At 68.1% G+C, this 17,543-nt stretch carries 15 protein-coding genes; 6 read left to right on the top strand and 9 right to left on the bottom strand.

What is annotated here, in order from left to right; all coding sequences use genetic code 11:
* Positions 1–105: 105 nt before the first annotated feature.
* The 5 genes from C1922_RS15420 to C1922_RS15440 form a co-directional block, all read right to left on the bottom strand.
* Positions 106–444: a hypothetical protein gene (locus C1922_RS15420; protein ID WP_108750562.1), complete on the bottom strand. Its 339-nt coding sequence runs from the start codon at positions 442–444 to the stop codon at positions 106–108.
* A gap of 68 nt (positions 445–512) precedes the next feature.
* Positions 513–1,454, bottom strand: coding sequence for a DegV family protein (locus C1922_RS15425; protein ID WP_108750563.1), 942 nt, complete (start codon positions 1,452–1,454; stop codon positions 513–515).
* A 93-nt stretch (positions 1,455–1,547) separates the two neighbouring features.
* Positions 1,548–2,180, bottom strand: a complete 633-nt coding sequence (locus tag C1922_RS15430; RefSeq protein ID WP_108750564.1) for a 2-hydroxychromene-2-carboxylate isomerase — start codon at positions 2,178–2,180, stop codon at positions 1,548–1,550.
* Between the two features lie 18 nt (positions 2,181–2,198).
* Positions 2,199–3,470: an amidohydrolase family protein gene (locus C1922_RS15435; protein WP_108750565.1), complete on the bottom strand. Its 1,272-nt coding sequence runs from the start codon at positions 3,468–3,470 to the stop codon at positions 2,199–2,201.
* Complete coding sequence (locus tag C1922_RS15440) at positions 3,470–4,879, bottom strand: amidohydrolase (protein ID WP_108750566.1); 1,410 nt, start codon at positions 4,877–4,879, stop codon at positions 3,470–3,472. The genes C1922_RS15435 and C1922_RS15440 overlap by 1 nt, the downstream gene beginning before the upstream one ends.
* 265 nt (positions 4,880–5,144) lie before the next feature.
* On the opposite strand from C1922_RS15440, the gene C1922_RS15445 reads away from it, so the two are divergent.
* From C1922_RS15445 to C1922_RS15455, 3 genes are all read left to right on the top strand, one after another.
* Positions 5,145–8,531, top strand: a complete 3,387-nt coding sequence (locus tag C1922_RS15445; RefSeq protein WP_108750567.1) for an autotransporter serine protease — start codon at positions 5,145–5,147, stop codon at positions 8,529–8,531.
* Positions 8,532–8,650: 119 nt separating this feature from the next.
* Positions 8,651–9,427: an AMP nucleosidase gene (locus C1922_RS15450; RefSeq protein ID WP_108750568.1), complete on the top strand. Its 777-nt coding sequence runs from the start codon at positions 8,651–8,653 to the stop codon at positions 9,425–9,427.
* Positions 9,428–9,471: 44 nt separating this feature from the next.
* Positions 9,472–10,011, top strand: coding sequence for a DUF924 family protein (locus C1922_RS15455; protein ID WP_108750569.1), 540 nt, complete (start codon positions 9,472–9,474; stop codon positions 10,009–10,011).
* Positions 10,012–10,085: 74 nt separating this feature from the next.
* Here the strand turns inward: C1922_RS15455 and grxD are convergent, their stop codons facing one another.
* Positions 10,086–11,012, bottom strand: a complete 927-nt coding sequence (grxD, locus tag C1922_RS15460) for a Grx4 family monothiol glutaredoxin (RefSeq protein WP_108750570.1) — start codon at positions 11,010–11,012, stop codon at positions 10,086–10,088.
* A 59-nt stretch (positions 11,013–11,071) separates the two neighbouring features.
* On the opposite strand from grxD, the gene C1922_RS15465 reads away from it, so the two are divergent.
* The gene (locus C1922_RS15465; RefSeq protein ID WP_108750571.1) at positions 11,072–11,851 is read left to right on the top strand and encodes a polysaccharide deacetylase family protein; all 780 of its coding nucleotides are present in this window, start codon (positions 11,072–11,074) and stop codon (positions 11,849–11,851) included.
* A 68-nt stretch (positions 11,852–11,919) separates the two neighbouring features.
* Here the strand turns inward: C1922_RS15465 and C1922_RS15470 are convergent, their stop codons facing one another.
* Genes C1922_RS15470 through C1922_RS15480 form a run of 3 tightly spaced genes read right to left on the bottom strand, consistent with a single transcriptional unit; the run spans position 11,920 to position 14,530 of the window.
* The gene (locus C1922_RS15470) at positions 11,920–12,630 is read right to left on the bottom strand and encodes a methyltransferase domain-containing protein (protein WP_108750572.1); all 711 of its coding nucleotides are present in this window, start codon (positions 12,628–12,630) and stop codon (positions 11,920–11,922) included.
* Between the two features lie 4 nt (positions 12,631–12,634).
* Positions 12,635–13,252, bottom strand: a complete 618-nt coding sequence (locus C1922_RS15475) for an SGNH/GDSL hydrolase family protein (protein WP_108750573.1) — start codon at positions 13,250–13,252, stop codon at positions 12,635–12,637.
* Positions 13,253–13,255: 3 nt separating this feature from the next.
* The gene (locus tag C1922_RS15480) at positions 13,256–14,530 is read right to left on the bottom strand and encodes a pyridoxal phosphate-dependent aminotransferase (protein WP_108750574.1); all 1,275 of its coding nucleotides are present in this window, start codon (positions 14,528–14,530) and stop codon (positions 13,256–13,258) included.
* Positions 14,531–14,641: 111 nt separating this feature from the next.
* Between C1922_RS15480 and rsgA the strand changes: the two genes are divergently transcribed.
* Both rsgA and C1922_RS15490 read left to right on the top strand, forming a co-directional pair.
* Positions 14,642–15,742 carry a ribosome small subunit-dependent GTPase A gene (gene rsgA, locus C1922_RS15485; protein ID WP_199912192.1) on the top strand — a complete coding sequence of 367 codons (1,101 nt, stop codon included), beginning with the start codon at positions 14,642–14,644 and terminating at the stop codon, positions 15,740–15,742.
* Between the two features lie 273 nt (positions 15,743–16,015).
* Entirely contained in the window at positions 16,016–17,269 is a 1,254-nt protein-coding gene (locus C1922_RS15490) for a flavohemoglobin expression-modulating QEGLA motif protein (RefSeq protein WP_108750576.1), read from the top strand.
* Positions 17,270–17,543: the final 274 nt, after the last annotated feature.

A 17,543-nucleotide genomic window follows, 5' to 3' on the forward strand; every position in this document is an offset into this window, starting at 1 on the left:
TTGGCGCCCACCAGAGCGGGGCATGAACCCGGTAGTGGCCAACCTTGGTTGGCCGCCTTTCCCATGAGTGCCAACCAAGGTTGGCACCTGCCAGAGCGACACGCCTTACCGCACGTCGCGCAGTTCCCAATGGTGGCCAGCCAGCAGGCGCAGGCGCTGCTTGAACACATCGCTGTCGATACGGGTGGTGGCCACCAGGTTGATGCGCAGGTCCTTCTGTTCGCCGCTCACCGTGGCGTCCGGGTCGGTCACGCCCCACTGCGGTTCCACCGCATCGGGATCCGGCTGCTTGGCCTTCCAGCGTTCGAACAGGGCGCCCGTGCGCAGCGCGTCCTGCAGTTCTTCGGCGAAACCGCCGGCACTCTGCGAATGGAAGGACAGGTCGGGGTCGTTGCCGCGGGCCTTGGACGGGTCGGGCAAGCTGATGTGGTACTGCGCAGGCATGAGGGTTCTCCTTCAGAGGTGGCAAGGCTGGCACAGCGGCGGTGCAATGCGCGTGTAGGCGCGCGCCGTCAATCGAAGGCGTGCGGGCCGTCGGCGAAACCCACCGTCACCGCGCCCTTGCCCACGTTCACCATGCCGGTCAGGCTCATCACCGCTTCGTACACGGCCACGCCGTGCGCGGCACAGGTTTCCTTCAGCGCCGCATAGCCGGGCAGGGCGCGTAGTTCGTCCAGCTCACCGCCGTAGCTCACGCACACCGTGGGGGTCATCAGGCCGGCACGCACGCGCTTGCCGACCACGCCGAACAGCTTCTGCACCGCGTTGTCGAAGCCCTTGATCTTGGCCACCGGGCCGGTTTCGCCGCGGTACCCGTGCAGCACCGGCTTGATGTCCAGTGCGCTGCCCAGTGCGGCGCTGATCAGGCCCACGCTGCGGTCGCCCTTGTGCCGGGCACGCGCGCGCATGTAGTACAGATCGCGGGTGACCATGTAGCCATGCACGTTGCCGGCCAGCGCCTCCAGCCGTTCGCGGATCTGCTGCACGCTGGCGCCGCTGTCGCGCAGGCGCACCGCTTCGATGGCGGTGACCGCCTGCGCGGCGAACAGGTTCTGGGTGTCCAGCACGCGCAGCGCGAAGGGCGAATTGAAGCCCGCCGCCTGCCGCACCGGTTTGTAGTCGTTGAGGATGGCGAAGCTGGCCTGCAGCGCGTTGTCGTGGATCGGGCTGCGGGTCTTGGTGATGGTCATGCAGAACACGTGGTCGTAATCGATCACCAGCTGCTGCAGGAACAGATCGCGGATCTGGTTCACGCTGAAGGGAATGGTTTCCGCTTCGGCACCGTGCTCGGCCACGTGCGCGTGCAGGAAGCTGAGCGTGGCCTGCTCATCACGGTGGTCGGCCAGCACCGCTTCGCCAATGCGCACGGTGATCGGCAGCAGCACGATGTTGTGCGCGGCAATGAAGTCCTGCGGCAGATCGCAGGCCGAATCGACGACGATTCCGATGCGCATCCGGCTCCCCCTCCAGGGCGGTTGTAGGTTCGGAAAGTGTGAAAACTATCTCAAAACCAAGCCGGGCGCGCGAGGGAATTACGCCATGCCTGTTCAGCGATTGCGCTGTACCGCCACTGGAAGCGTTATCACGTGCTGCCATTCCGGTTGCTGCAGCAGGCCGGGGTCGGCCAGCACCGCGGCCATCATCGGGTGGGCGTCGTTGCCCCAGAACAGTTCGCCGTCGATGGACAGGGTGGGTACGCCGAACACGCCGGCGTCGATGGCCGCGTCGGTGTTGCGGCGCAGCTGTTCCTTGATGGCCGGGTCGGCCAGGGCGGCTTCCACGTCATCCACGCCCAGCCGCAGCGCCGGTTCGCGCAGGGCCTGTGCACTGTCGGCGCTGTTGCCGTCGCGCCAGATCCAGTCGAACAGCACATCCACTGCCTGCGCGCTGCCGCCAGCTGCCAGGCACAGGCGCAGCACGGCCAACGGGTTGAACGGATGCCCCGGCGGAAAGCGCAGGACCGTGCCTTCGGCCTGCGCGGTCCACAGCAGCTGGCGGTAGATGAAACGGCGCTTGGCCGGAATCTCGGCCGGCCCCAGGTTGCCCAGGTGGTGCAGGATCGCACCGAAGGCGATCGGCACCGGCTGGATGCGGGTGAACTGCGGCAACTGCTTCAGCTTCTGCCAATGCAGGTAGGAATAGGGCGAAACGAAGTCGAAGTACCAGCGCAGGGTGGCCATCGGCGTTATCTCGGTCGGTCAGGGCGGGGTGGTGCGCTGCAGGTAGCGGTCACGCAGTTCGGTCTGGCGCGAGCGCATGGGCATGGTGCGGCCGCCCAGCCAGACCTGTTCGGCATAGTGGCCCACATCCAGCGGGTCGCCTTCCCACAGCACCAGATCGGCGCGCTTGCCCGGTTCGATGCCGCCGATCTGGTCGGCCACGCCCAGTGCCTGCGCCGGTACCCGGGTCAGGCCGGCCAGGCCATCGGCCCAGGGCAGGCCGTTGGCCACCGCATTGCCGGCCAGCTGGCGCATCTTGCGCGCGTTGTGCGAAGCGTCTTCGCGCTGGGCGAAGGCCACCGGCACGCCGGCACGCTGCAGGCGCGCGGCGTTTTCCAGGCTGGCGCCGATCTGGTCGAAGGTGCTGGGCAGGTTGCCCAGCGCATCCACGAACACCGGCACCTGCGCAGCGGCCAGGTCCGGCGCCAGCTGCCAGGCTTCGGCGCCGCCAGCAATGGCGACCTTCACCTTCTCGCGCGCGGCCCAGCGCAGCAGCTGGCGGATGTCGGCGGCGCGGTCCACCTCCACCACGATGCGGCCCTGGCCACCCAGGTAGCGGGCCAGCGTGCGACGCCCGGCCGGGGTCAGCAGCGCATGCGGTGAATCGGCCGGAACCTGGCCACGGGCCTCGTCCACCATCTGCTGCAGCAGCATCCACTGCGCGGCACGCGACTGCCCGGTCAGTTCCGCAGCCGCCGCCCCCAGGCGCAGGTACAAGGCACGTGGGCCGATCGGATCGGCACTGCCGTCCAGCCGCACCACGCCGCCCTGGCCGGCCACGAAGCCACCGCCGGTATGCGCGCCCAGCGCGGTGAAGCCGATGCCATCCAGGCGTGCCACCGGCACCAGCACCGAGGCCGGGTTGTAGGCCAGGGTGACGTCGAATTCCGGGCGCAGCGGCTGCTCGCCGATCTTCAGCGTGCTGTCCACCGTGCTCGATTCACCGGACACTTCTTCAATGCCGATCTCGGTGATGCCACCGAACAGGGCCGGGGTCAGCGGGCGGCCATTGGCCTCCACCACCGTTACCCCGGCCGGTGCAACCAGACCCGGCCCGACTGCGCGGATCAGCCCGCCCTGCACCAGCACGTCGCTGTTCTGCAGGCTGCCGCGCGCGCCGGCGGTATGCACCGTGGCATTGCGCACCAGCAGGTCCTGCGCCGATGCCGTACCGGCCAGCAGCACCAGCAGCACCAGCAGCGCGGCGGTAGCGCCGGGCCATGCCCGGCGGCGCGTGTTCAACATGCCCATCAGCGCACCTCCTGGCCAAGCTGGAAATCGGAGCGTGGCGTGGCCTCGGGCGCGCTGCGGTCATACAAGCGCCGCCCGTCGATGAACACCTGCTCTGCCAGGGCATAGGAACTGAACGGGTTGCCGTTCCACACCACCACGTCGGCCATCTTGCCGGCCTCCAGGGTACCGGTCTGGCCCTCGATGCCCAGTGCCTTGGCCGCATTGGCGGTCATCCAGGTGATCGCCCGTTCGGGTGCGATCGCCGGCATCCGCGCGCGCCGCGCGGCGGCGATGACTTTGGCTGCTTCCTGGTTCAAGCGCTGGATGCCTTCGGGGGAATCGGAATGGACGATCGCGCAGCTGTTCTGCGGCCGGTCCACCAGTGCGATGTTCTCGGCAATGCCATCGAAGGCTTCCATCTTGAAGCCCCACCAGTCGGCCCACAGGGCGCCGCAGACGCCGTCGGCGGCCAGGCGGTCGGCCAGCTTGTAGGCTTCCACGCCGTGGTGGAAGGCCGCGACCTTGAAACCGAATTCCTTGGCCAGGTCGAGCATGGTGGCCATTTCGTCGGCGCGGTAGCAGTGGATGTGCACGCGGATATCGCCCTGGATCGCCCCGGCCAGGGTGTCCAGTTTCAGGTCGCGCTTGCCGCCGGCATCACCGGCGCTGTCGCCCTTGTCGCTGCCGAACCAGCCCTTGCGCTTGGCCGGCTTCGGGCTGTTCCTGGCGATGTAGTCGGCCGCATCGATGAAGGCGGCGCGGTAGCCGGCCACGTTGCCCATGCGGGTGCCCGGGGCAACGCCCTTGCCGCCGCCATAGACGCGCTTGGGGTTTTCGCCGCAGGCCATCTTCAGGCCCCACGGCGCACCGGGGAATTTCATCGCCTGGTAGGTAGTGGCGGGCACGTTCTTCAGCACCACGCCGCGCCCGCCCACCAGATTGGCCGAGCCGGGCAGCACCTGCATGCTGGTCACGCCACCGGCCAGCGCGGCCTGGAAGCCGGGATCCTGCGGCCACACCGAATGCTCGGCCCAGACGTTGGCGGTGACCGGTGCGGTCATCTCGTTGCCATCGCTGTGCGCGCCCACGCCGGGACTGGGATACACGCCCAGGTGCGAATGCACGTCGATCAGGCCGGGGGTGACCCACTTGCCCTGCGCATCGATGCGGGTGACACCCGCATCGGCCTGCAGCTGCGGGCCAACCGCCACGATGCGGCCATCGCGCAGCAGCACGTCGGCATTGTCCAGGCGCTGGCCGGTGCCGGTCAGCACGGTGGCGTTGTGGATCAGCACCGGCGTGCCCGGCTGGGCCTGGTAGGTGCTGGGGTAGGGGTCGGCCACGAAGCGCGACGCGCCCACGGCCGGCGCCGCACTCAACGAAACCAGCGCCAGCCCAAGCGCGGCGCGCAACACCCTCGATGCCATGCAGATTCCCCAAACCCCCATCTGAATCCAGCGACGCTATCTGCCGCCGGTGCTACTTGCCAAGTGACGTTGGACAGGGGCCAAAAAGAGCGGGGTAGGAATTTCCCTATACAGAAATTGTGAATCAAGCATTAATTTTTTGTGATACCTGCCGCTACCACCCGGTGGGTTAGCGCGCGCTGATCCGCCGCGAGGGTGTTCTTTCCACTGCTCCATGACGGAGCCGCACCTGAAACATTCCATGGAATCAAGGACGTAACTGCAGATGACTGTCTCCCCGTCGTACCGCTCCACCGCTTCCCGCCGCTCCATCCTGCCCTCACCCCTGGCCTCGGCCATTATTGGCTCGCTGTTGATGGCCGCCGCCCTGCCGGCCCTGGCCCAGGACAGCAGCGCAGACGCGCTGTCGCGTTATCAGGCCCAGCGCAGCCTGCAGGCCGCGTTCGCCGCGCCGGTCCTCACCGCTTCGCCGTCGCTGAAAATCACTGCCGCCGATGTGGAAGTCGATCCGGAACCCATCATGGGCAAGCCGGGTGATGCCGCCAGCTGGCGCACCACCGAATTCAACAGCGACTGGGGCCTGCAGGCGATCAACGCTGACGTGGCCTACGCACGCGGCCTGACCGGCGCCGGCATCCGCTTGGGCGTGTTCGACAGCGGCACCGGCCTGGACCACGACGAGTTCGCCGGCAAGGACCACCGCAGCATCCACCTGGCCGACGTGCTGGCCGATGGCAGCCTGTGCGCACGCGAAGTGCTGGACGGTCCGGATGCCTGCTTCGCCAGCGACGGTGACCAGGTGGCCGTGTCCTACCGGGTGCTGGATCCGGACTACGCCGATCTGCTGGAATTCAACGGCCTCTACGAAGGTCTGAGCTACAACGTGCACGGTACCCACGTGTCGGGCACCATCGCCGCCAACCGCGATGGCAACGGCACCCACGGTGTTGCCTTCGGCGCCGACCTGAGCGTGGCCCGCCTGTTCTCCAACAGCGCCACCTATCTGTCGGTGGTGAACATCGGCGGTGACCTGTACCTGGACGAACAGACCGTCGCCGCCATCCAGGCCGACGATTCGATCTACCCGCAGCTGTACGCGCAGATGAACGAACAGGGCGTGCGCGCGATCAACCACAGCTGGGGCCTGGCCAACGAGCCGACCACCGCTGAAGATCTGGACCTGTACCAGTCGCACCCGGTGTTCGCCGCCAGTCTGGCCGCGATGGCCGAAGGTTCGCGCAGCAGCGGCCTGATCCAGGTCTGGGCCGCCGGCAACACCGATGCGCCCAACACCTCGCCGGAAGAAGCGCCGATCGCCGGCATGTATGCCTCGCTGCCGCGCGCCATCGCCGACATCGAGCCGTACTGGCTGGCCGTGGTCAACGTCAATGAAGACCTGGAGCTGAGCAACCGCTCGATGCGCTGCGGTCTGGCGGCGAACTGGTGCCTTGCCGCACCGGGTTCGAACATCAACTCGACCGTGTACGGTCCGGATTCGGTGATCGAAGGTGACTTCTACGACGACAACGGCAACCTGGTGGTGGACATCATCAGCCAGACCCCGTCGTCCGATTACCAGGAACTGAGCGGCACCTCCATGGCCGCCCCGCACGTCACCGGCGCGCTGGGCCTGCTGTTCGAGCGCTTCCCGTACCTGGACAGCGCGCAGGTGCGCGACGTGCTGCTGACCACCGCCACCGACCTGGGCGCCGAAGGCGTGGACGATGTCTACGGCTGGGGCCTGATGAACCTGGCCGCGGCCGTCGAAGGCTACGGCTCGCTGCGCGTGGACACCAACGTGGTGATGAACCAGAAGGCCGGCGGCCTGAAGGTGTGGGAAGGCGATGCATGGGACGACTGGACCAATGACATCGGCGGCCCGGGCAAGCTGACCAAGAGCGGCATCGGCTGGCTGCGCCTGAGCGGCGACAACAGCTTCAATGGCGCGGTGGTGCGCGAAGGCGTGCTGGAACTGGATGGCGTGAACGCGCTGACCAGCGCCGTGGACGTGATCGGCGGCACCTTCCTGCTCAACGGCACCCTGCAGAACACCGCGCTGAACAGCCTGGGCGGCAGCAGCCGCATCACCACCACCGGCGTGCTGGACGGCTCGGACCTGACCGTCACCGGCGGCGTGGTGTCGTTCAACGGCGTACAGACCGGCGGCAGCACCTTCGTGGGTGAAAAGGGCACGCTGAAGGGCGTGGGCCAGCTGGGTGACACCACCGTGGCCGGCATCATCGCCCCGGGCAACTCCATCGGTACGCTCACCATCAACGGTGACTACGTGCAGACCGCCACCGGCGTGTACCAGGCCGAAGTGGCCCCGGGCAGCCGCAGCGACCAGCTGCACGTGACCGGTACCGCCACCCTGGGCGGCACCCTGGTGGCGCTGCCGGAACCGGGCATCTACTACCTGGGCGAGCAGTTCAACTTCATCCAGGCCGACGGCGGCGTGAACGGTCAGTTCGCCACCACCGATTTCAGCGCCTTCTCGCCCTTCATGCAGTTCAGCCTGGCCTACACCGCCGCCGGCGCGCGCATTGAAGTGACCCGCGGCAACGCGCTGGCCACCTCGGCCACCACCGCCAACCAGCTGGCCGTGGCCACCGTGGCCGACGGCCTGGCGGTCAGCCAGGGCCTGCCGCGCCCGCTGACCATGCTGTTCCCGGAACAGGTGGGCAGCGCACTGGACAGCCTGAGCGGCGAACTGCACGCCGCCACCAGCGTGGCCCTGCTGGAAAGCAGCCGCTACGTGCGTGATGCCGCGCTGGCCCGCCGTGCCGGTGCTGCTGCACCGGGTGCCGAAGGCGGCGACGCCACCGGCGTGTGGGTGCAGGCCCTGGCCGGCAGCACCACCCTGGATGGCAACACCAACACCGCCCGCACCGAAGCCAACAGCAACGGCCTGCTGGTCGGTGCCGACCGCGAGTTCGGCGGCTGGCAGGTGGGCGTGCTGGCCGGTACCGGCCGCACCGACGTGAAGCAGGGCGAAGGCCGCCGTGCCAAGTCGAAGGTGGACAACACCCACTTCGGCGCCTACGCCAGCCACAACTGGGGCGGTTTCGGCCTGCGTGGCGGCCTGGCTTGGAGCGAACACGAGGTGGACAGCACCCGTGAGCTGGCGTTCGCCGGTTACAGCGACACCCTGAGCGCCCGTTACGACGCGCGTACCCGCCAGGCCTTCATCGAAGCGGCCTACCGCTTCGGCGGCCGCGAGGCCGGCCTGGAGCCGTACCTGCAGGTGGCCCGCGTGGAAGTGGACACCAAGCACGTGAACGAGCGTGGCGGTGCCGCGGCCCTGCAGGGTTCGGTGGATGACGTGCGCACCACCCTGGCCACGGCCGGCGTGCGCTTCGACAAGGGCCTGAAGGCCTCGTTCCAGCAGGACAGCTGGCTGCACGTGCGCGGCGCGGTGGCCTACCGCCACGCCAGCGGCGACCGCAACCCGGCGGCCCGCCTGGGCTTTGCCAGCGGCGGCGACAGCTTCGTGGTCAACGGTGCGCCCATCGCCGACAGCGCAGTGGTGGCCGAACTGGGCCTGTCGGCCTGGCTGACCGCCAAGCAGCAGCTGGAACTGGGCTACAGCGGCCAGTTCGGCGACGAAAGCCGCGACCACGGTGCCAACCTGCGCTGGTCGGTGCGCTTCTAAGCCACCGGTTCCCGCAGGGAAACCAGAGGAGGGCGGCCGCAGGGCCGCCCTCTTTCTTTGTGTGGCAGGGCAGGTGCAGCGTTGCCTACAATGGCCCCCCCTGCAGCACCGGACCGGGCATGAAGAGCAAACAGGAAATCGTCGACAACTGGCTGCCACGCTACACCGGCGTGCCGCTGGACCAGTTTGGCGAGCACATCCTGCTGACCAACTTCGGTGGCTACCTGCACACCTTTTCCGAACTGACCGGCGCGCCCATCGTCGGCCTGGACCGGCCCATGGCCAGTGCCACCATCGATGGCATCACCCTGATCAACTTCGGCATGGGCAGCCCCAACGCGGCCATCATCATGGACCTGCTGTCGGCGGTGATGCCCAAGGCGGTGCTGTTCCTGGGCAAGTGCGGCGGCCTGAAGCGCAAGAATGCGCTGGGCGACCTGGTGCTGCCGATCGCCGCCATCCGTGGCGAAGGCACCTCGGGCGACTACCTGCCGCCGGAAGTGCCGGCATTGCCGGCCTTTGCCCTGCAGCGTGCGGTGTCCACCATGATCCGCGACCGGGGCCACGATTACTGGACCGGCACGGTGTACACCACCAACCGCCGGGTGTGGGAACACGACGAGGCCTTCAAGGAACGGCTGCGGGCCATGCGCTGCATGGCCATCGACATGGAAACGGCCACCGTGTTCGCCGCCGGCTTTGCCAACCACATTCCCAGCGGCGCCCTGCTGCTGGTGTCCGACCAGCCGATGATCCCGGACGGGGTGAAGACCGAGGCCTCCGATGCCAAGGTCAGCTCCCAGTTCGTGGAAAACCATATCCAGATCGGTATCGAGGCGCTTAAGCTTATCCGGCGCAACGGCAAGTCGGTCCGCCACCTGCGCTTTGACGAATGATTGATGACGGCCTGGCGCGGCGCGCGGGGCCCTGGGAGTAGGTGATGGACGTTGCCGCGCAAGTGGTGGAATTCTGGAGCGAGGCCGGCCCGGCCAAGTGGTTCGCGCGCGACGATGCGTTCGACGCGCGTTTCCGCGAACGCTTCCTGGACGAGCATTACGCTGCCGCGGCGCGTGGCCGCGAACACTGGCTGGGCAGTGCCGAAGGTGCGCTGGCGCTGATGCTGCTGCTGGACCAGTTCCCGCGCAACTGCTTCCGCGGTACCGCCCATTCCTACGCCACCGATGGCCTGGCCCGGCACTACGCCATGCGTGCCATCGAAGAAGGCCTGGATTTGCAGCTGGTGCCCAAGCTGCGCGCCTTCATCTACCTGCCGTTCGAGCATTCCGAAGATCCGTTCGACCAGGATCGTTCGGTGGCCATGTTCGATGTGCTGGGCGACAAGGAATACCTGCAGTACGCCGAACTGCACCGCGACATCATCCGCCGCTTCGGCCGGTTTCCGCACCGCAACGCCGTACTGGGGCGCATTCCCAGCCCGGAAGAGCTGGATTACCTGGCCGAAGGTGGGTTTGCAGGGTAGATCCACGCCATGCGTGGATGCAGAAAAAACGCCGGCGTTCGCCGGCGTTTTTCGTAGGCTCCAACCGCAGCCGATCAGTACTTCGGCACGCCGTTGTCCACTTCGTCCGACCAGGCATCGATGCCGCCGGTCACGTTGAACACCTTGGTGAAGCCCAGGGTGCGGAACTGTTCGGCGGCCTGCGCGCTGCGGCCACCGTGGTGGCACAGGAAGGCCAGCGCGGTGTCCTTGGGCAGGGCTTCCAGCTCGGCACGGCCGTTGCCGTCGAAGCTCTTGAACGGCACGCCCACCGCGGCGATCGCGCGTTCCTCAGCCGGGCGCACGTCGACCAGGGTCACGTTGCCGGCGCGCACCAGATCGTCGGCATCGCGCACGCTGATTTCCTGCACCGGCTTGGGCGCGTTCGGGTTGTCGATGGCCAGGCCCTTGCCGCGGATGTCATCGACCCAGTCGATGGTGATGCCGTCGGCGCGGCGCGCGCTGGACAGGTCGAACTGCACGCGCAGGCCGTTGGATTCGGCGGCGATGGCGCTCTCGTCATGCGGGGCCAGCTGGAAGTTCGGCTGGAAGCGCGCATCGATGGTCAGCTGCAGCGAAGCGCCCGGGGCATCGGCCAGCGCGCCCTTCAGCATTTCCACGGCGGCCGGAGTGACAGTGATGCGCGGCGGCGTGCGGTCCGGTGCGGCCAGGCCGAGCACGGTGCTCAATTCGCCGCTGGCGGCCATCTGCAGCACGATGTCGCTGCCGCCGACCAGTTCGCCGTCGATGTACAGCTGGGGGATGGTCGGCCAGTCGCCGTAGGCCTTGATGCCTTCACGGATCTCCTGGTCGGCCAGCACGTTCACGTGGGCGAAATCCACGCCCAGATCCTGCAGGGCGCCCACGGCCTTGGCCGAGAAACCGCACTGCGGCATGGACGGCTGGCCCTTCATGAACAGCACGACGCGGTTGGCGTTGAGGAGGGATTCGATGCGCGAACGCAGGGCGGGATCGAGGGACATGGCAGTCGTGGTCCGGGAAATTCGAATCGCTCATTCTACGCCCCATGGCATCATGGGGCATGACCAACGCAGGAACATTGCATCGCATCCCGTCCCGGCCCTGGCGCTGGCTGCCCTGGCTGGTGGCGTCGCAGCTGGCCGTGATCCTGCTCTGGTGGTGGGCCGGCTGGGTGTGGGGGTTGCCGTTGATGGTGGCCAGCCACGCGCTGTTCCTGGTGCCGGTGTTCCTTCCCAACAGCCGCTTCTACGCGCCGGTGCTCGACCGCCTGCCGGCCACCGGCAACAGCGTCTGGTTGACCATCGATGACGGCCCCAGCGCCGAGACCCCGGCCGTGCTGGACCTGCTGGATCGCCACCAGGCCAAGGCCACGTTTTTCCTGGTGGGCGAACGCGCATTGGCGCATCCGGCCCTGGTGGCCGAGATCCTGCGCCGCGGCCATGACCTGGGCAATCACAGCCACACCCATCCGCAGACCCGTTTCTGGCGGCTGGGCCCGGCGGCGATGCGGGCCGAGATCGAGGCCTGTCACCATGCCCTGCAGGCGGTCGCCGGCCGACCCGTGCGCTGGTACCGCTCGGTGGTCGGCATGACCAACCCCTTCGTCGCCCCCGCGCTGAAGGCGCTGGGCCTGATGCGGGTGGGCTGGAGCGCGCGCGGCTTCGACGGCGTGGGCTGCACCCCCGACGGTGTGCTGGCGCGCCTGCTGCCTGATCTGCAGCCCGGTGCCATCGTGCTGCTGCATGAAGGCGCGGCACACGGGCACAACCTGGCCATCATCGAACGGGTGCTGCAGGTGTTGGACGCGCGTGGCCTGAAGGCTGAACTGCCGGCCGGGTAACCGGTAGCGCCCGGCCATGCCCGGCGAGCGCAGCGGCCGGCAGGAAATCCGCCAGGTAGGGCCCGGCGCTAGCGCTGGGCCACCAGCAGCCAGCTGTTGAACGGTGTGCGCCCATGCAGCGGGCGCACTTGGCCGACCTGCAGGCCGCAGTCGGCCAGGGTGGCGCGCAACTGCGCCGGGTCCGGGTAGTGGCGCGGGCGCGTGCCCATCCAGCCCACCAGCCAGGCCAGCCGGTCGGCCACCCGGGTGGTGCGGTCGCGGCGGTCGCCGGTAGCCAGTGGCGTGCGCAGCAGCAATCGCGCACCGGGGGCCACGCGCGCGCTGGCGGCCTTCAGCAGCTCCAACTGCGGCTGCGCATCCAGATACTGCAGCACGTCCAGCAGCAGCACGTGGCCCTGTTGTGCCGGCAAGGGCGCCTGCACATCCAGGCAATCGAACTGCGCGTCGGTCAGGCCGGCGCCGGCGCGCTGCGCCCGGGCGATCTTGGCGGCGTCTACGTCTACGCCCAGATACGGTGCGCGGCGGCCGCGCTGGCGCAGCACATGGGCGAACAGGCCCAGCCCGCAGCCCAGGTCCAGCAGCGGCTGGCCATCATCGGGCAGGTGCTGCAGCACGCCGTCATACAGCGGATCGCTGCCCAGCTTGCCGCGGGTGTAGTAGTAATCGCGGCGGTTGCCCAAGGCCTGCGCAGGCCGGAAGGCCTCCGCAATCGCCCGCGCCTGCGCGGCATCGAGCGGTGAACAGTGCAGCGGTGTGCCGTTCCGTGGCGTGCCGTCCATGCGCTCAGCCGGCTCCGGCCAGCAGGCGCGTGACCACCGGCAGCGCCCGCGCGCTCCACAGCGCATACATCGCCGCCGAAGGGTGCAGCCCGTCATCGGCAATCATCGCCGGGTCGTGGCCCTGCGTGCGGCTGATGTCGGTGATATCAACGAACGCCACGCCGTGGGCTTCGCAGATCGCCGCAGCGGCCGCATTGAAGGCATCGGTCTGCTCGGCAACCTGCACCAGATCACGACCACTGCCGGCGCCGAACGGGGTCACGCCCCAATCCGGGAAGGACAGCACCAGCACGCGCTCGGCGTGCCCGCCGGCAAAGCCGATCGCGCGCTGCAGAAGGGCCTGGAACTGCGCGCGGTACTCGTCCAGCGCACGGCCCCGGTACTGGTTGTTCACGCCGATCAGCAGGCTGACGAAATCAAACGGGCCCTGCGGCGCGGCCGCATCGATGCCCGCATCCAGTTCGTCCGTGGTCCAGCCCGTGGTCGCGATGGTCTGCGGTTCGGCCAGCGCCACGCCCTGTGCACGCAGCGCGGCGGCCAGCTGGTGGGGCCAGCGGCCGTCAACGTCTACCGCTTCGCCGATCGTGTACGAATCGCCCAGCGCCAGGTAAGCCAACGCCACGGCTCAGGCCACCGAACGGCGCGGCTTCAGCGGCACCACCTTTGTGGCGTCCTCGGCGCGACGCGCCAGCACCCGGTCGATGCGTGCGAACACATCGCGCATCACCGAAGCTTCCGGCAGCAGGGTCACGCGGAAGTGGTGGCGGTAGGGCACGTTGAAGCTGGAGCCCGGTACCACCAGCACGCCTTCGTTGTTCATCAGGTCCAGGGCGAAGGTGTGGTCGTCAAAGCCCTTGGCGGCGGCACCGACCACCGCCGGGAACGCATACAGTGCGCCGGCCGGGGCAACCAGCGACAGGTGTTCGCTGGCGTCGCAGGCCTCGATCACCGCACGCCGGGTTTCATACAGACGACCGCCGGGGGCGCACAGCCCGGAAATGGTGTCCGGGCCGTTCACCGCCGCGTCGATGGCGTACTGGCCCGGCACGTTGGCACACAGGCGCAGCGCGCTGAGCAGGTCCAGCGCGGCGCGGAATTCGCCCAGGCGCGCATCGTCGCCACTCAGGTGCGCCCAGCCCACGCGCCAGCCGCAGGCGCGGTGCACCTTGCTCAGGCCGCTGAAGGTCAGGCACGGGTGGTCGCCGGCCAGCGGCGCGACCGGCTGGAACACCGCATCGTCGTAGAGGATCTGGTCGTAGATTTCATCGACCAGCAGCAGCAGGTTGTGGCGGCGCGCGATCTCGACCACGCGCTCCAGCAGTTCGCGCGGGTAGCTGGCGCCGCTGGGGTTGTTCGGGTTGATCAGCACGATGGCGCGGGTACGCGAAGACACCAGCGTCTCGATTTCGGTCGGGTCGGGCTGGAAGCCGTTTTCCGGTGCGCAGCGGTAGTACACCGGGCGGCCGTCGTTGAGGATGGCCGCGGCCGACCACAGCGGGTAGTCCGGCGAGGGAACCAGCACTTCATCGCCCGGGTTCAACAGTGCCCGCAGCGACAGGTCGATCAGTTCGCTCACGCCGTTGCCGACGAACACGCGGTCCGGATGCGCGTCGGGCGCACCGCGGCGTGCATAGGCGGCGGCAATGGCTTCGCGTGCGACCGGCAGACCCTGCTGGTGGGTGTAAGGGTCGGTACGGCCCATGTCATCGGCAATCGCGCGCTGCAGGTGCTCGGGCGCACGGAAACCAAAGTTGCCGGGGTTGCCGATGTTCAGCTTGATCAGCTTGCGGCCCTGCGCTTCCAGCTCCCGCGCTCGCCGGGCCAGTTCTCCGCGGATTTCGTAGCGCACTTCGGAAAGGCGCTCGCGGATGGCCAGGGGCTTGGGCGAGGGGGTGGACATGGGGGCTGGGCCGTCGTAAGGCATGGGGCTTCCATCCTACCGGAATTGGTGCAGCGCATGGCAAGGGTGCAGGCCCCGCCGTTGCTGGGCTGGCCGGGTAGAATGGCGGCGATGACCCAGACCCCCGATTTCACCGCACTGCAGACCATCGGCTGGCCTTGGCCGGGCCCGCCGCAGCAGGCCGACTGGCAGGCCGCCATGGCCGCGCACCCGCAGGCCCGCCCGGCGCGGGTGATCGAACAGCACCGCACCCACTATGTGGTGGCCGATGGCCCGGACGCGTCGATCAAGGCCGAATCGCTGCCGGAATGGCAGCGCCCGCGATTCCCCAGCCATGAACGACCGGCGGTCGGTGACTGGGTGCTGCTGGACGGCATCCGCATCGTCGCCTTGCTGCCGCGGCGTACCGCGATCAAGCGTGGTGCCGCCGGTGAGCATTACCACCAGCAGGTGATCGCGGCCAACATCGATACGGTGTTCATCGTCTGTGGGCTGGATGCCGACTTCAATCCGCGCCGTATCGAGCGTTACCTGCTGCTGGTCGGGGGCGGTGGTGCCGAACCGGTGGTGGTGCTGACCAAGGCCGACCAGACCGAATACAGCGAAGACGCGCTGGCGGTGCTGGAAGAACTGGAAATGCAGGGCATTGCCCTGCATGCGATCAATGGTCTGGATGCCGACAGCGTGGCCGTGCTGCAGCCGTGGCTGGGGCCGGGCCGCACCGTGGTGCTGGTCGGTTCGTCGGGGGCGGGCAAGTCCACCCTGACCAACACCCTGCTGGGCGAGCAGCGCATGAAGACCAATGCGGTGCGCGCCAACGATTCGCGCGGCCGCCATACCACCACCCATCGCGCGCTGATGCCGCTGCCGACCGGCGCCTGCCTGATCGATACGCCCGGCATGCGCGAACTGAAGCCGACCGGCGAAGAGACGCTGTCCGAGGGGGGCTTTGCCGATATCGAAGCGCTGGCCGAACAGTGCCGCTTCAACGACTGCAAGCACCAGCAGGAACCTGGCTGTGCAGTGCGCGCGGCGATCGATGCCGGCGAAATTGAAGAAAGCCGCCTGCTGAACTATTTCAAGCTGAAGGAAGAAGTCGCCGCGGCCGCTGCGAAGCTCGCCGTACGCCAGGCCGAGACCGCGCAGGAACGCGGCGGCAGGAAGGGCAAGGGCCAGCAGTTCCGCCCGGCCAGCAAACCGCGCCGGCGCTGATCGCTGTCGCGGGGCCGGATTCCATTGCGCCGCAATGGGCTCTGACCCCTGCAATGACCCCGCCGCTGCCTGCTTCGCGTGGGTGCCAATGGCCTGCTCCTGGTGGATGCTAACGGACCGCTGTTGGTAGGTGCCAACCTTGGTTGGCACGATTCTGTCCGAAGCCCACCGTCGGCGCGTGCCAACCAAGGTTGGCACCTACCGGGCTTCGGCTGGCACCTGCCGGGGCGGTTGGCACCTACCAAAGCAAGGGCAGGGCGCTATAGTCCGCCCATGGAACACACCACAACGCTGGACCCCGATGTGGCCCACCATGCCGCGCTCGATGCGCGCCTGGTCGAGGCTGTCGGCGGCATCCGCCTGCTGGGCCTCACCAGTTGGCCGGCCACCGCGCAGGCGCCGTTCCTGGCCAGCGTGGCACGCGGCCAACCGGTGCTGCCGCAGGTCGATTACCCACGGCTGGATTTCAGCGAAGAACGCCGCGCCCTGGAAGCCATCGCCAGTGCATGCGACGAAAGCCACCCGTTGGGGCATTACGTGCGCCAGTCCGCGCAGAGCTGGGACCTGGCCGCGCAGCTGCTGGAAGGATTGGGCACCGCCACCGTTGACCGCTGTTCGGTGCAGTTGTTCGGCGCACCCGAGCAGCCGTTGCCGGGCAACGGCCCCAGCACGCGCGATGCAGCGCGGCACTTCATCCAGATCGCCGCGGAACTGGACCACGAACTGCTGGCCCCGGAAGAACAGGTGCCCGTGTCGGCCATCGCGCTGCAGCTGCAGTTGCAGAACGATCTGGACGCCTTCTTCGAATCACGCATCATCCAGGTGCAGCTGGACCCGGATCTGGTGTCGAAGGCCGCGGCTGGTCCGACCCGCATCCGCCTGCGCACCACCGCGCGCTTCAGTGCCTACGACCGCGCGCAGCTGTTCCACCACGAAGCGCTGGTGCATTCGCTCACCGCCTTGAACGGGCGCGAGCAGCCGGTGCTGCCCAGCCTGGGCCTATCGTCGCCACGGGTGACCGCCACCCAGGAAGGCCTGGCCACGTTCGCCGAACAGATCACCGGCAGCATCGATATCGAGCGGTTGAAGCGCATCAGTCTTCGCACCGAGGCCATTGCGATGGCGCGCGAGGGCGCCGATTTCATCGAGGTCTACCGCTACTTCTGCGATGCCGGGCAGAACCCGGAAGAAAGTTTCGCCTCGGCCCAGCGCGTGTTCCGCGGCGTACCGCCCAGCGGCGGTCTGGCCTTCACCAAGGACACCGTGTATCTGCGCGGCCTGGTGTCCGTGCACACCTTCTTCCGCCACATGCTGGCTCAGGATCGCCTGCAGGTCTGCCGCTGGTTGTTCGCCGGCAAGATGAGCCTGACCGACGCCATCGCCTTCGCACCACTGTTTGAAGCCGGCGTACTGAAGCCCCCGCGCTGGCTGCCGCACTGGGTCAGCCGCGCCAACGGCCTGGCCGGCATGCTGGCGTTCTCGCTGTTCGCCAACCGCATCCGCATGGACCAGCTGGCCCCAGAGTAATAGCGTTCAGAACCGGGATCGGATCCCCGCGAAATGTATCCACGCCATGCGTGGATGAAACCTGTCAGATATCGATAAACAACATGGGGTCGGAGCCCGTTGCCACGCAACGGGATCCGACCCCGTGCCCTCCCGGCAGATCGCGGAAATCTGTCGAAGGCGGGGTGGGTCCGGTTGCGGGGGCGTGAGCCGCATGGATGCGGCGACCGAGCCTACATGGGTGAGGGCGCTTTGCTTGCGAAGCACCGCTTCGCAAGCGCCCGAACGCACAGCC

It is taken from the genome of Stenotrophomonas sp. ZAC14D2_NAIMI4_7, assembly GCF_003086675.1.
Classification (GTDB): Bacteria; Pseudomonadota; Gammaproteobacteria; order Xanthomonadales; family Xanthomonadaceae; genus Stenotrophomonas.